Source organism: Microbulbifer sp. ABE4_465 (assembly GCF_056160765.1).
In genome coordinates this window covers 198774-211795 of record NZ_JBSWXV010000003.1, presented here as the reverse complement: position 1 = coordinate 211795, position 13022 = coordinate 198774, and the positions used below count along the sequence as shown (strand labels likewise).

Here is a 13022-nt window from a genome sequence, read left to right as displayed (position 1 = left end):
CAAAGAATTGAAATGGAGTCCGCAGTGTAGAGGAAAGTCTTCAAACAGAGGATAGGCTTTCCTATCGGGTCGGCGAATCCAGACATCCGACAGGCGCGCCAGCGTGTAAAGTTCGAACGCGCCCCATGAGCCGGGGAACTTCTATCTTTTACGGAGAAAGCGAGCTTCCTCTTCTGCACTCGGAACCACACATACCGCATTTTTTCCGAACAACCGATACCGGTTGCGCGCGACGCGGTCGTAAATCCAGTCGCGTACCGATGGCGGAATCAATCGAAAGCAGGTGAGTATCGGCCAGGGAAAGGGGAGCAGTTTTAGAATGCGGAGTATCGCGTCAGATTTTACGTACATCTGGCCACTTTCAACCAGAAGCAGGGTTTCATATTCATCGAGGGGCATATGGAAAAACGACAGGATCGCCTGCCCCTCTTCCGACTGCACAGTGGCGAGTATCAGGCGGCGATGGCGATCGAACTTCAGTAGAAAGCGCGCCCAGAAGGAACACAGCCGGCAAACCCCGTCGAACAGGACCGCGCGTTCGCCTTCCTGAAGATAGGGCACGGTAGCGTTCCGTTTTCCCTTGGACATCTGAGCAGGTCCCTCGCCAGAAACGAAAAGTAGCAAACGACTATAACAAAAAAGGCCGCCCCGGAGTTTCCGCAGCGGCCTTTTGAAAGCGGCGCCTGTTTAGCGCGGCTTCACTCAGGAATCCAGCACACTGCGCACGAAGTCGGTCAGTTCCTGGTCCTGGCTGTTTTCGAAGAAACAAGCCTGGAAACGCTCGCCGGTTACGGCGGTTTTCACCAGCTCCGGATCGATGGCTTTAAGGCCGTCCAGGTAGGCTTTTCCGGTGGCTTCCTTGATGTGGTTCAGGATACCGGCGTTGGCCACCTGGGATTCTTTGCGCTCCGGCGGGTAGCCCTGGCCTTTTACGCCGGTGAAAGCTTTTTCGAACATATAGCGAATGTTCAGCTCCGCACCCCAACCGAAGCCCTTGGCGAAGGGAATGGCCAGCGCGTTGCCGTTATTGATCTGGGCAAACAGGAAGGCGTCAGCCGGATCGATGCAATAGCCACAGGTTACGCCCGGGTATGCGTTCAGGGACATGAGCGCGCCCTGGCCGGTGCCACAACCGCTTACCACGAAGTCCACGGCCTTGGAGTTCAGCAGCAGGCTGCCCATGATGCCCAGGTGGATGTAGGTCAGGCGGTGATCGTTGTCGTCGCTCATACCGGTGTTGTACACGGTGTGGCCCAGTTCGCCGGCAACGTCCTGCAGCTCTTTCAGAACCACGGCGTTTTTGGATGCCTGGCTGAATTCGTTCATCAATGCGATTTTCATTATTTGGTCTCCGGTTGTACCCGTCTCTCTACCATCTTTAAGCAGAAGCAGGACGGGGGACAGGGGTCACTATCGATGCCCGATCAAAAAACAATCAGACCGGGTCGATAGAGGCTATATTCCGTTGAGGGATTATATGTGTTTGGCCGATTAATAAAAACCGGTCAGACAGCTTTGCAAGGCCACAATCTTCACGTTCGGGTACTTAGCCCGCTAAACACCCCACCGACGGCCATGGCGGCCACTGCGAACAAAGCCGGCCACCATGGCGCATCGAGTACCTGCAGCGTGAGCGCAGATAGCGTGATCCACAGCAGGGGGACCAGGCAGGTCAACCACTGAGCCCCGCCACGCAGGGCGATCATAAAAATAGCGAGGCTCACCACCGCTGTGGGATCCGGGTGCAAGCCGAACGCTTCCGCCTGAGTCCAACTGGCACCAAGCACCGGCGCCAGCAACGGAAACATCAGGAAACCAACCAGGGAAATCAGTACACCGGTGATGCTGCTTGCTGAGAGGGACTCCACGGGACCCGCAGTGCCGCGCCCTGTCGCCGCAAGCAAAACCAGCAGCGCCGCCTGCGCAATCCAGATCCAACCGAGAAATTGCCCGATCCAGTTCAGATTTGCGTAGCGCTGTGCAAAAAAAGCCACCCCGACAAATACCCATACCGGCGCAAGAAGCAGAAGCGCCATACGGGATTTTCCGCGCAATGCGCATATCAGCGCCGCAATCCCTGTCGCGAGGGTAAATAGCTGCAGCGGCCAGAAGGTTTCCCCCATTCGTTCCAGCATGCGGAAGTACACATCCGCACTGAAGGGAACAAAATCCTGGATCTGGTAGCTATTCCACTCGCTCATGGTGCGCCCACTTAGTCGGTACTTTTTAGGGGAAGAATGGATTTACAGAGAATCGATATACGCGACCATTTTCTGTCGTGTCTTTGCATCCGGCAGCGGCGCAGCGCCCGCCGCCATATTTTCGTTCATGTGCTCCACCCGCGAGGTTGCCGGAATGGCACAGTTCACCGCCGCATGGCTGACGATAAACTTGAGCAGGAAATCCGCCCAGGTGCGGCAGCCAAATTCCGCCGTTGCCCAGGCGGGTACTTTTTCCCTGCGCTTCAACCCCTTGATCAGGCTGCCACCGTCGTAGGGGCGGTTGGCGATAACGGCAATACCCTTTTCCCGTGCCAGCGGTAATAGCCGCGCTTCCACCTCACGGTGGGTGATGTTGTAGGTCATCTGGGCGAAGTCGATTTCCGTGCTCGCCATCACCTGTTCAAACTCTTGGTGACGGCGGCCGTGGGAAGTGGTGATACCGAGATAGCGAATAACACCACTCGCCTTCAGTTCACGCAGTACGGCTAAATGCTCCTGCCAGTCATCCAGATTGTGTACCTGAACCAGATCAAAAGTTTTCAATCCCCAGCGTTCGGCAAGGCTGGCGACCTGTTCACGAGAAGTGCCACCGGCGGGGCTCCAGACCTTTTCCGCACTGAACAGTGTTTTCGGGATACCTAACTGTTTCAGAGCAAAGCCGAGCGTATCCGCTGCGGAGCCATACATGGGAGACGAATCGACCAGGCCACCACCGCTGGCAAAAAAGGCCTTCAGTACCTGAGTGCGCGCAGCCAGCAACTCCGGATCCTTGCCCACATTAAACGTGCGCCAGGTACCCATACCGATCACCGGCAGCGATTCGCCGCTGCTGGGGATTGGCTTAGACAGCAATGCCGGAGACTGAGCACTGGCCAACCCCGGAAAGCCCCAGGCACTGACCACACCCGCCCCGAGCATTTTGAGAAATTGACGGCGTAGCGTCTTACCTTCCATGGTGGCTTCCTCTATTTATTGGGCACTTAATGCGCGCGGTCGCGCCAGTGCAGTCGCGAGAACCAGAATAAAACAGGCGAGCACAAAGACCTTGTTAACGAACCAGTTGGTTCGCCAGATATCCCACTCGGGCTCGGCCAGAAATAGCGCAAACTTGGTGACGATAATCACGACCTCTACCACGGACATCACGATGGCCAGAGTGCGCAGGTAGCCCGGCTGCCTGAGTAGCGCCCAGCCCAGCCACAGATGCGCCACCGGCCACAGATCCCAGTACACATGAATGTGCCAGGGCGCACCGCTAGAAAGCGCAACCGCGATGGGAAACAGGTATTTGATAAACAGCGTCCACGCCACCAGTACAAACAAGAAGTGGGCGAGGAACCATCGCCAGTGCATCTGTCGATCGATCTGGGCAGTTTCAGCCATCCACTCGCTCCCGCAAAATCTCGGCTGCCAGCTCAAAGGAGCGCAGGCGCGCGGTGTGATCGTAAATCGCGCCGGTGACGATCAGCTCGTCCACCCGGGTCCGCTCAACAAAACGGTCAATCCAGGCAGCCACGGTATCCCGCGTACCCACCGCGCTCTCCGCCAGCGCCTGCGCTACCTGCATGCGCTCGGCGGGGCCAGCGATGGTCTCAGGGTCATCCACCGGCGGTTTGATTTTCCCGGGGGTGCCCCGGCGCAGGGCGACAAACTGCTGCTCGATGGAGGTCATCAGCTTGCGCGCCTCTACCGTGTCGTCCGCGGCAAACACATTGATCGCTGCGGCGGCATAGGGTTCAGCAAGCGATTCCGAAGGTTTGAACTGTGTTCTATAGAGATGCAACGCCTGATCCAGCATGGCGGGGGCAAAATGGGAAGCAAAGGCAAACGGCAGTCCCATGGCCGCAGCCAGCTGCGCGCTGTAGAGACTGGAGCCCAGCAGCCAGATCGGCACCTGCAGCCCGGCCCCCGGCACTGCGCGCACCCGTTGGCCCGGCTTCTCCGGGGCAAAGTAGCGCAACAGCTCGCGCACATCTTCCGGGAAGTGATCTGCGGCGTGCAGCGGATCCCGGCGCAGAGCGGTCATGGTGGCGCCATCGGTGCCCGGCGCTCGCCCCAGCCCGAGATCGACCCGGTCCGGATAGAGCGCAGCCAGGGTGCCGAACTGCTCGGCAATCACCAGCGGTGCGTGGTTCGGAAGCATAACGCCGCCAGCGGCGACGCGAATCTTGTCTGTACCCGCGGCAATATGACCCAGCGCCACCGCCGTCGCCGCACTGGCCACACCGGTCATATTGTGGTGCTCCGCCATCCAGTAGCGGCGGTAACCGAAGCGTTCCGCGTGCTGTGCCAAGTCCAGGGAGTTCATCAACGCCGTGCGGGCGTCGCTTCCCTCGGTGATGGGCGAGAGATCCAGTAGTGAAAAAGCGCGCATATCAACTCCTGTACGCGTTTGGCCTTGCGCGAAAAAGCACAATAGGCGATTCAGATATGACCATCCTATCGAAGCTGTTCTCCGTGCACACCACAGTTCCTGACACTTCGCTTATCTGATAGGATCGCGCCCGCAAAAACTCATGCACAACCTAAGGGGTGGCGAAAGCCTGAGATGCTGTAGAGTCATTGAAGACTCGACAGGAAACCCTTGAACCTGATCCGGCTAATACCGGCGTAGGAATAGGTAGTCCACCAGCTCCCCTCTTCACGTCGCGCTCCGGGTCTCTCACTGATTTGTACGAGAGAGCCATGAATACCAATAACGTTTTCAAACCACTCGCCCACGCCATTGGCGCTGTAACCGCGCTGGTCAGCACTGCCGCGCTCGCGGAAACGGCCATCGAGGAAGTAGTGGTCACCAGCCAACTGCGCGCCACCAGCCAGCTCGACACCCCCACCAGCGTATCCGTGCTGGATGCCGCCGCCATCGAAACCCGCGGCGCTACCAACCTTGAGCAATTACTGAACCTGGCCCCCAACGTGAATTTCTCCAGCGGCGCCTCCCGTGGCCGTTTCGTGCAGATCCGCGGTATCGGTGAGCGCAGCCAGTTTATCGACCCGGTGAATCCCTCTGTGGGCCTGATCGTCGACGGTATCGACTTTACCGGTCTGGGCCTCGCCGCCAGCACCCTGGATATGCAGCAGGTGGAAATCCTGCGTGGCCCCCAGGGCACCGTGTACGGCGCCAACGCGCTGGCCGGTCTGGTGAGTATGACCAGCAATGCGCCGACCGCGGAAACCTTTGCAAAGGTATCCGCCGAAGCCGCCCGCTACGGCTCCCACACTCTTTCCGCGGTCACCAGTGGCCCGCTGTCGGAGCAGCTGAGCTACCGCTTCGCGGTGCAGAACCAGCAATCCGACGGCTATGTGCACAACCGTTACCTGGACCGCAAAGACACCAACAATATTGATGAGACCGTGGCCCGCGGCAAGCTGCGCTACCAGGCCAGCGACGACCTGCAGCTGAACTTCACCCTCTTCTACCTGGATGCGGACAACGGCTACGACGCCTTCAGTTTCGATAACTCCCGCACCACACAGTCCGACCAACCGGGTTGGGACCGCCAGGAAACCCTCGCCGGTGCAGTCAGCACCCAATGGACCTCCAGTGAACTGTTCACCGTCAACTCAGTATTGAGTGCTGCCAGTTCCGACACCGAATACGGCTACGATGAAGACTGGTCTTACGTTGGCTTCCACCCTTGGGAGTACGTCTCCACCGACAACTATCTGCGCGACCGCGACAACCTGAGCGCCGATGTACGCCTGGTCTCCACCGACGAAAGTCGCCTGTTTGGCGGCAGCACCGGCTGGGTAGCCGGTGTCTACCTTCGCACCGAAGAAGAAGCGCTGGAGCGCAACGCCAGTTTTACCAGCCAGTTCGATACCGACAATGCCGCGGTTTACGGACAGCTGAATACCGAGCTTGGCGCGCGCTTTGAATTGATTACCGGACTGCGCCTGGAGCAGCGCCGCGCGGACTACAATGACAATCTTCAAGTCACCAGCGATACCAGCGAAGACCTGTGGGGCGGCAATATCACCCTGCAGTTCAGCGCCACTGACAACACCATGCTGTACGGCACCCTCTCGCGTGGTTACAAGGCGGGTGGCGTCAACGGCCGTATTATTTCCGCCTCAGAAAACAATCCGGCCATCGGCAGCGAGACCTTCCTGTTCGATACCGAGAGCATGCTGAACTACGAATTCGGGGTAAAAGGTGACTGGCTGGAAAGCCGCCTGCAGGCTCAGGTCGCCGCTTTTTACCAGGACCGCAGCGACGTTCAGGCCAAGCAATCCATTTTCAACCCGGAAGACTTTTCCTTCGATGACTACCTGGCCAATGCCGCTGGCGGTCACAGCACCGGTATCGAAGCGGAAATCAACTTCCAGGCCAGCGATAGCCTGCAACTCTTCGCCACCTTCGGTTGGCTGAATGCGGAATTCGAAGACTTTGTCAGCAGCACCCACGTCGACGGCCGCGATGACAATACCGGCGAGACTTCACCGGTAGACCTTGGCGGCCGCGACCTGGCCCACGCGCCCAACTACCAGTATTTCACCGGAGCGGAGTACGCGCTGACCAATAACCTGAGCGCGCGCGTGGAACTGGAAGGCAAAGACGACTTTTACTTCTCCAACAGCCACAATGAGAAGTCCACCGCCTACGAACTGGTCAACGCACGCCTCACCTACCGCGGCGACAACTGGGACCTGTCCCTGTGGGGAAGAAACCTGACCGACGAAGTGATCTACACGCGCGGTTTCTACTTCAGCAACCAGTTCGGCAACAATCCGGCCAACGGCTACGCCCCGGAGGCTTACTACCAGCTGGGTGAACCGCGCACCGCGGGCATCTCCGGCAGCTACACCTTTTAATTGGGAGCCTTGATATGCAACTCTCCGTAGAAATCAGCATGTACCCGCTGAAAGACGAGTACATCCCGGCCATCAAGGATTTTATCCAGCGCCTGAATGAACAGCCGCAGCTGCAGGTCATCTCCAATACCATGAGCACCCAGGTATTCGGTGATTACGATGTGGTGATGGACGTGCTCAAAGCGGAAATGCGCAAATCCTGGGAGCAGTTCGGGCGCGCTATTTTCGTGTGCAAATTTATCGACGGCGACCTGAACCCCAATATCGGGCTCTGATCCATGCTCTCCCCGGAAATTCGCGAAGCCATCGCCTCCGCCTACGCCGCCATGACCCTATGGGAAGTGGCGGCGGTAGTGCTGGCGCTGACCTACCTGCTGCTCGCCATGCGGGAAAATATCCTGTGCTGGTACGCCGCCTTTGCCAGTACCGCCATCTACCTGTTCCTGTTCTGGGATGTCAGCCTGTTGATAGAATCGGCGCTGCAGGTTTTCTATCTGGTGATCGCGGTGTACGGTTGGTGGCAGTGGCGGCATCGCAATAGAGAAGGTGAAAAGCTGCATATTCACCGCTGGTCTGCAGCCATGCACCTTTACGCATTCGCGGGCGTAGGCGTGCTCACCCTGATATTTGGCTATGTGCTGGATAACTATACCAGCGCCGCCCTGCCCTACCTGGATTCCTTTACCACCTGGGGCGCCGTGGTAACCACCTATATGGTCACCCGCAAGGTACTGGAGAACTGGCTCTACTGGATCGTGATCGATGGCGCAGCCATTTATCTGTATATCGACCGCGGCATGTATCTCACCGCCCTGCTGTTCGTACTGTATGTCGTGCTTGTGATCATTGGCTTCTTCCAGTGGTATGCGCTGTATCGCCAGCAACATTCCGAGCCGGAGCAACCGGTCGCGGTATGAATGCACAGGTCGACAAACTGCTCGCCGATGAATGGCGACACTGGAGCGACCAGCAACCGGTTATCGTTCGCCCGCTCGGTGGTGGGCTGACCAACCAGAGCCTTCTGCTTCAGGCTGGCGACGAAAGACTGGTACTGCGTATCAATGCAGACAACTCCGATGCCCTTGACCTGAACCGAACCGCAGAAGCGGAAGCCCTGGCGCGCGCCGGTAGCGCAGGACTGAGTGCCCCGCTGGTATATGTCGACCCCGCCTACCGCTATCTGGTCACCCGCTACATTGACGGCAGGCCACTGGAATTATCAGAGCCGGACGCGATTGCTGAACTGTCGCGGATGCTGCGGCAAATACACCAGCTTCCGCCAATCTCAAAACACCTCAACTACGCCGGCAAAGCCAAAACCTACTGGCAGTCGATCAACACGAGTGATTCTCTCTCCCCGTCGCTGAAACTACTGCGGGAAAAACTCCGGCCGCGGCTAATAGAATGCAGCCAGATCACGAACAATCACTGCCTGTGCCACAACGACCTGCTGCCCGCGAACCTGCTTGTGGGTGAACTCTCGAGGCTGTACGCAATCGACTGGGAGTATGCGGCCTGCGGCCACCCCTATTTCGATCTGGCCACGGTAACCCTCGAGTTTGAAATGGAGAATGATCAGCAGCAGGTGCTGCTCGAGGGGTATTTACAGCGCCCGGTCACAGACGGGGATCTGGAAAAGCTCCAGCGGTGGCAGCAGGTTTACCGCTATCTGGCGATACTCTGGTACACAATTCAGATTCACAATACAGAAACGCCGCCAATGTCACGGGCAGCGCTCAAGTCTGAAATTAATGACCTTTTGGCTGAGCTGCCCTGACGCCCTTAAAGATTTCCACGGCAGGCATCGAGAAAAACGCCCCGGTAGTCGTCCACAGATAGCGGCAACGGATTCCCCGGTGCCGAAGGATCCTCTGCAGCCATATTTGCGATCCGATCCGCGTCCTCCTCACCAATACCGATTTCCGCCAACGTATTGGGGATGCCGAAGTCCCGCCGAAAAAACAATACCCAATCCAGCACCCCAGCAAAACCCGCACCTGGCAGCGCCAGATAGCGGGACAATCGGCTCATGGGCTCCTCGATGGCCACCCTGTTGGCACTCAGCACATAGGGCATCAGAATCGCGTTCAACAGACCGTGGTGTTTGTCGTAGAGCGCTCCGAGAGGGTGCGCCAGCGCGTGCATGGCGCCGAGCCCGCGCTGAAAAGCCGTAGCCCCCATACTGGACGCCACCAGCATCTGCATACGCGCTTCCAGGTCATTGCCATCGGCCACTGCACGCGGCAGGTAGACATTGATCAGGCGCATTGCCTCCAGGGCAATCCCTTCCGCCATGGGGTGGAAATTGTTCGAGCAATAGGCCTCCAGATTGTGTGACAGCGCGTCCATTCCGGTCGCGGCGGTAATCGGCGCTGGCAGCCCCAGAGTGAGCTCAGGGTCGAGAAGAACAATTTCCGGCAGCATACGCGGGTGGAAAATGATTTTCTTTAGCTTGGCGCCCTCGTCGGTAATCACCGATGAGCGCCCCACTTCCGAACCGGTACCGGCGGTGGTGGGTACCGCAATCACCGGCACCATGCCGCGAGTATTTACCTTCAGGTAGTTATCGCCCACATCCTCGAATTCCCAGATGGGATGAGTCTGCCCGACCATCAGCGCAATCGCTTTCCCCGCATCCAGTGCAGAGCCGCCACCAAAGGCAATCACACCGTCGCAGCCATGAGCCTTGAACACAGCAACGCCGTCACTCACATTCTTGCCGGTGGGATTGCCCTTGATCTCGCTGAATACCGTAAGCGACACTCCGGCCAACAGGCAGTTCTCCACAAGGTTCTGAACCATCGGCAGTGCTGCAAGGCCCGGGTCGGTTACCAGCATGGGCGTTGCCATGCCCATCTCCCTGCACAGGTCCGGTAATTCGCCAACGCGCCCGGGGCCGACACGCATGGCGGTTGGGTAATTCCAATTGGTAGAAAATTGATTGTCGGACATGGTCTGACTCAGAGGTTTAACTTGAAGTGGAAGGATTTCGGGCGGGTGAGATGTTCGAAGCCGACACCGGATAAGGTGCAGCCGCGTCCGGAATTTTTGACGCCGGTCCAGGCCAGAGCAGGGTCGAGATAATCGCAGCGATTCAGGAATACCGTGCCGGTCTGCAGCTTATCTCCTAGCGCCCGTGCGGCCTCTGGATCTGCAGAATAGATGGCGGCGGTGAGGCCGTATTCGCTGTCGTTCATCAGCGACAGTGCGTCGGTATCACCCGCCACCGGCATCACCCCCAATACCGGGCCAAAAGATTCCTCACTCATCACCCGCATATTGTGATTGACGTTGGTAAGCAGCTGCGGAGCCATATAAGCACTGCCGCGCTGGTCCAGCTCAAAATCTCCGCCATCAATATGTGCCTGAGCACCCTGCTCCACAGCCTCATCAATCTGGTCACGCACAAAGTCCGCCGCACTGGCACGCACCAGTGGGCCAAGCGTTGTGGACTGCTGATCCGAGCGGCCGAGGCGATACTCGCGAATCAGCGCAGTCGCACGCCGCACAAATTCTTCAAACAGCGATTCGTGAACATAAGCCCGTTCGATGCCACAGCAGGACTGACCGGAGTTGAAAAAGGCCCCGTCCACAACCGAGGCTACCGCATATTCGAGGTCGGCATCGGCGCGCACGTATGCCGGATCTTTTCCGCCAAGCTCCAGGCCAACAGAGAGAAAACGTCCGGCTGCCGCACTTTCCACCGCAGCCCCGCCGGCGACGGAGCCGGTAAACGCCACATGCTGCACACCGCCGTTGATAAGGATCTGTTCTGCGTCCCGGTGATCCAGATGCAAATACTGGAAAACGCCTTGCGGCAATCCAGCCTCGGTAAATGCTTGCACCAGGCGCTCAGCGCACAGCGGTGTTTGTGCAGAGTGTTTGAGGATGACACTGTTGCCCGCCAGTATTGCCGGCGCGATCGCATTGATAGCGGTCAGGTAGGGATAGTTCCAGGGGGCGATCACAAAGCTGGTTCCCAGTGGCTCCCGGCGAATAAAGCGATTGAATCCCGGCTTTTCCGACAACCGAATATCCGCCAGCGGGCCATTTTCGTTTTCGGCCAGATCTGCCATAAACAGCGCGCGCTCGGCCAGGCCGTCGATTTCACCACCAGCGTACTGAATTGGCCGCCCCATCTGCCAGCAGATCTCTTCCGCCAGTTGCGCCTTTTTCTGCTGCAGGACGTCCACTGCGGCGCGTACCAGTGCCGCGCGCTCGGACACAGGTACCCGTTTCCAGCTCTGCTGTGCACCTTCAGCGCTGCTCAACGCGTTCTGGATTTCGTATTCCGTGGCCAGCGGTCGTTCGACATAAACGCTGTTGTCGATCGGAGAGGTGCACTGGATTTTTTGCATAAATCTATCGGCTTCCTGCCTGAACAAGGGGTCGAATATGGGACTCGATTAAGGGGGCGGAATTAAATAATTTCGAAGTAACGCTGCAATTCCCAGTCGCCGATATGCTTGCGGTATTCCCGCTCTTCCCACTCTCGACTCGCGGCGAAATGCTCGACAAACGCGTCGCCAAACAGGTCGCGTGCCGCTTTCGATTGCTTGAGCTTTTGCGCCGCATCCCACAGGGTGCGCGGTAGTGCCAGCTCCTCGGGATGCTCCGCTTCATACGCATTTCCCTGCACGGCTTCGCCCGGTTCCCAACCCTGCTCGATGCCGTAAAGACCGGAGCCCAGCGCAACGGCCAGGGCGAGATAGGGATTGGCATCGGCGGCGCCGAGCCGGTACTCCTGGCGCTGGGATTTATCGCTGCCGGGTATTACCCGCAGTGCCGCGGTGCGGTTTTCCACACCCCAGGTGGCGTCAGTTGGCGCCCAGAAGCCCGGGATCATGCGCCGGTAACTGTTGATGGTGGGCGCAACCATACACAACAATTCCGGCATCAATCGCTGCTGACCGGCGAGAAAGTGCCGCTGGATATCGCTCATGGAGTAGAGCTCGCCTTCGGCATAAAACGCTGAGGCGTTGTCTTTTTTATTGCGCAGAGAGACGTGAATATGGCCGCTCTGGCCGGGATAATCATTGGACCACTTGGCCATAAAGGTCGCCATCAGGCCACGCCGCTCCGCCAGCACCTTGATAAAGGTTTTGAACAGTGCCGCCTTGTCGCCGGCCGCCTCCGCATTGTCGACAGTGATCGCCGCCTCCAGCACACCGGGTCCGGTTTCCGTATGCAGCCCCTCGATGGGGAAATCCATCTGCTCGGCAAACGCCAGAATCTCGTGGTAAAGGTCCGCGTGTACGGAATTGCGAATCATCGAGTAGCCAAACCAGCCGGGGGTAAACGGCTTCAGGTCCCGGTAGCCCTTGGCGCGGGCGGAATCCGGGGTCTCGTCGAACACGAAGAACTCGTACTCCAGCGCCGCATGGGGCGCAAAGCCGGCCTTCTCACAGCGCTCGATCACGCGCCGCAACAGTGCCCGCGGACACACCGCCTCCGCCGCGCCCTCGAACTCGGCGAGGAACAGCAGCATGCCATCCTCAAATGGCACCTCGCGACAGGTGTGGGGCAGGATACGTACCGGTGCATCGGGGTAGCCGGTATGCCAACCGGTATAGCGGGCGTTGTCGTATAGCTGGTCCTGGATATCCCAGCCCAGTACCACATCACAGAAAGCAAAGCCCTTGTCGAGAGCGGAGAAGAACTTCTCCCGGCTCATGTACTTGCCGCGCATCACCCCGTCGTTATCGAACAGCCCCACCTTCACATGGGTCAGGTTGCGCGCTTCCACGATTCGCCTGGCCTCCTCCACTGTGCGTACCTCACGGGGATTCAGCGCTCGGGGTGTGCCGTTGGCCGCGGGGCACGGGGCAGAGACAGAAGTGGCGATGGATGCCGGCGAGGATGGCGGCAGTTCGGTGGACTCGTCCATGAGATGCTCCGTTATTGTGACCGCTCCGCCGCTTCCAGGCTGCTGGATCGCGACGGGCAGAATCTTGGCTACAGGATAGTCTAACCCCCGTAGCCCGG

General features: G+C 58.6%; 13 protein-coding genes and 1 riboswitch. Of the genes, 4 read left to right on the top strand and 9 right to left on the bottom strand.

Features of this window, described 5'->3' with window-relative positions:
* Positions 1–141: 141 nt before the first annotated feature.
* The 6 genes from ACXAG1_RS07895 to ACXAG1_RS07870 form a co-directional block, all read right to left on the bottom strand.
* A complete protein-coding gene (locus ACXAG1_RS07895) occupies positions 142–588 on the bottom strand; it encodes a thiol-disulfide oxidoreductase DCC family protein (RefSeq protein WP_475093728.1) in 447 nt (148 codons plus the stop codon).
* A gap of 114 nt (positions 589–702) precedes the next feature.
* Positions 703–1341, bottom strand: a complete 639-nt coding sequence (locus ACXAG1_RS07890; RefSeq protein ID WP_043317464.1) for an RpiB/LacA/LacB family sugar-phosphate isomerase — start codon at positions 1339–1341, stop codon at positions 703–705.
* 191 nt (positions 1342–1532) lie between these two features.
* The gene (locus ACXAG1_RS07885; RefSeq protein WP_475119438.1) at positions 1533–2201 is read right to left on the bottom strand and encodes a DUF6064 family protein; all 669 of its coding nucleotides are present in this window, start codon (positions 2199–2201) and stop codon (positions 1533–1535) included.
* 42 nt (positions 2202–2243) lie between these two features.
* Positions 2244–3176 (bottom strand): aldo/keto reductase, encoded by a 933-nt coding sequence (locus ACXAG1_RS07880; RefSeq protein WP_475119437.1) that lies wholly within the window; start codon positions 3174–3176, stop codon positions 2244–2246.
* A gap of 15 nt (positions 3177–3191) precedes the next feature.
* Entirely contained in the window at positions 3192–3605 is a 414-nt protein-coding gene (locus ACXAG1_RS07875) for a hypothetical protein (protein WP_475119436.1), read from the bottom strand.
* Positions 3598–4596 carry an LLM class flavin-dependent oxidoreductase gene (locus ACXAG1_RS07870; RefSeq protein WP_475119435.1) on the bottom strand — a complete coding sequence of 333 codons (999 nt, stop codon included), beginning with the start codon at positions 4594–4596 and terminating at the stop codon, positions 3598–3600. The genes ACXAG1_RS07875 and ACXAG1_RS07870 overlap by 8 nt, the downstream gene beginning before the upstream one ends.
* Before the next feature lie 144 nt (positions 4597–4740).
* Positions 4741–4856, top strand: a riboswitch (TPP riboswitch).
* A 51-nt stretch (positions 4857–4907) separates the two neighbouring features.
* Between ACXAG1_RS07870 and ACXAG1_RS07865 the strand changes: the two genes are divergently transcribed.
* The 4 genes from ACXAG1_RS07865 to ACXAG1_RS07850 are packed head-to-tail and all read left to right on the top strand — an operon-like array spanning position 4908 to position 8814.
* Positions 4908–7037 (top strand): TonB-dependent receptor, encoded by a 2130-nt coding sequence (locus ACXAG1_RS07865; RefSeq protein WP_475119434.1) that lies wholly within the window; start codon positions 4908–4910, stop codon positions 7035–7037.
* 14 nt (positions 7038–7051) lie between these two features.
* Complete coding sequence (locus ACXAG1_RS07860) at positions 7052–7312, top strand: YkoF family thiamine/hydroxymethylpyrimidine-binding protein (RefSeq protein WP_066966529.1); 261 nt, start codon at positions 7052–7054, stop codon at positions 7310–7312.
* A 3-nt stretch (positions 7313–7315) separates the two neighbouring features.
* Positions 7316–7954, top strand: a complete 639-nt coding sequence (pnuC, locus tag ACXAG1_RS07855) for a nicotinamide riboside transporter PnuC (protein WP_475119433.1) — start codon at positions 7316–7318, stop codon at positions 7952–7954.
* Complete coding sequence (locus ACXAG1_RS07850; protein ID WP_475119432.1) at positions 7951–8814, top strand: phosphotransferase; 864 nt, start codon at positions 7951–7953, stop codon at positions 8812–8814. The genes pnuC and ACXAG1_RS07850 overlap by 4 nt, the downstream gene beginning before the upstream one ends.
* 5 nt (positions 8815–8819) lie before the next feature.
* On the opposite strand, the gene ACXAG1_RS07845 is transcribed toward ACXAG1_RS07850, so the two are convergent.
* The 3 genes from ACXAG1_RS07845 to ACXAG1_RS07835 all read right to left on the bottom strand — a co-directional run bounded on the left by ACXAG1_RS07845 (position 8820) and on the right by ACXAG1_RS07835 (position 12924).
* Positions 8820–9989 (bottom strand): iron-containing alcohol dehydrogenase, encoded by a 1170-nt coding sequence (locus ACXAG1_RS07845; RefSeq protein ID WP_475093738.1) that lies wholly within the window; start codon positions 9987–9989, stop codon positions 8820–8822.
* Between the two features lie 8 nt (positions 9990–9997).
* On the bottom strand, positions 9998–11395 hold the full coding sequence (locus ACXAG1_RS07840; RefSeq protein WP_475119431.1) for an aldehyde dehydrogenase family protein: 1398 nt from the start codon (positions 11393–11395) through the stop codon (positions 9998–10000).
* 62 nt (positions 11396–11457) lie between these two features.
* The gene (locus ACXAG1_RS07835) at positions 11458–12924 is read right to left on the bottom strand and encodes a glutamine synthetase family protein (RefSeq protein ID WP_475119430.1); all 1467 of its coding nucleotides are present in this window, start codon (positions 12922–12924) and stop codon (positions 11458–11460) included.
* Positions 12925–13022 lie beyond the last annotated feature (98 nt).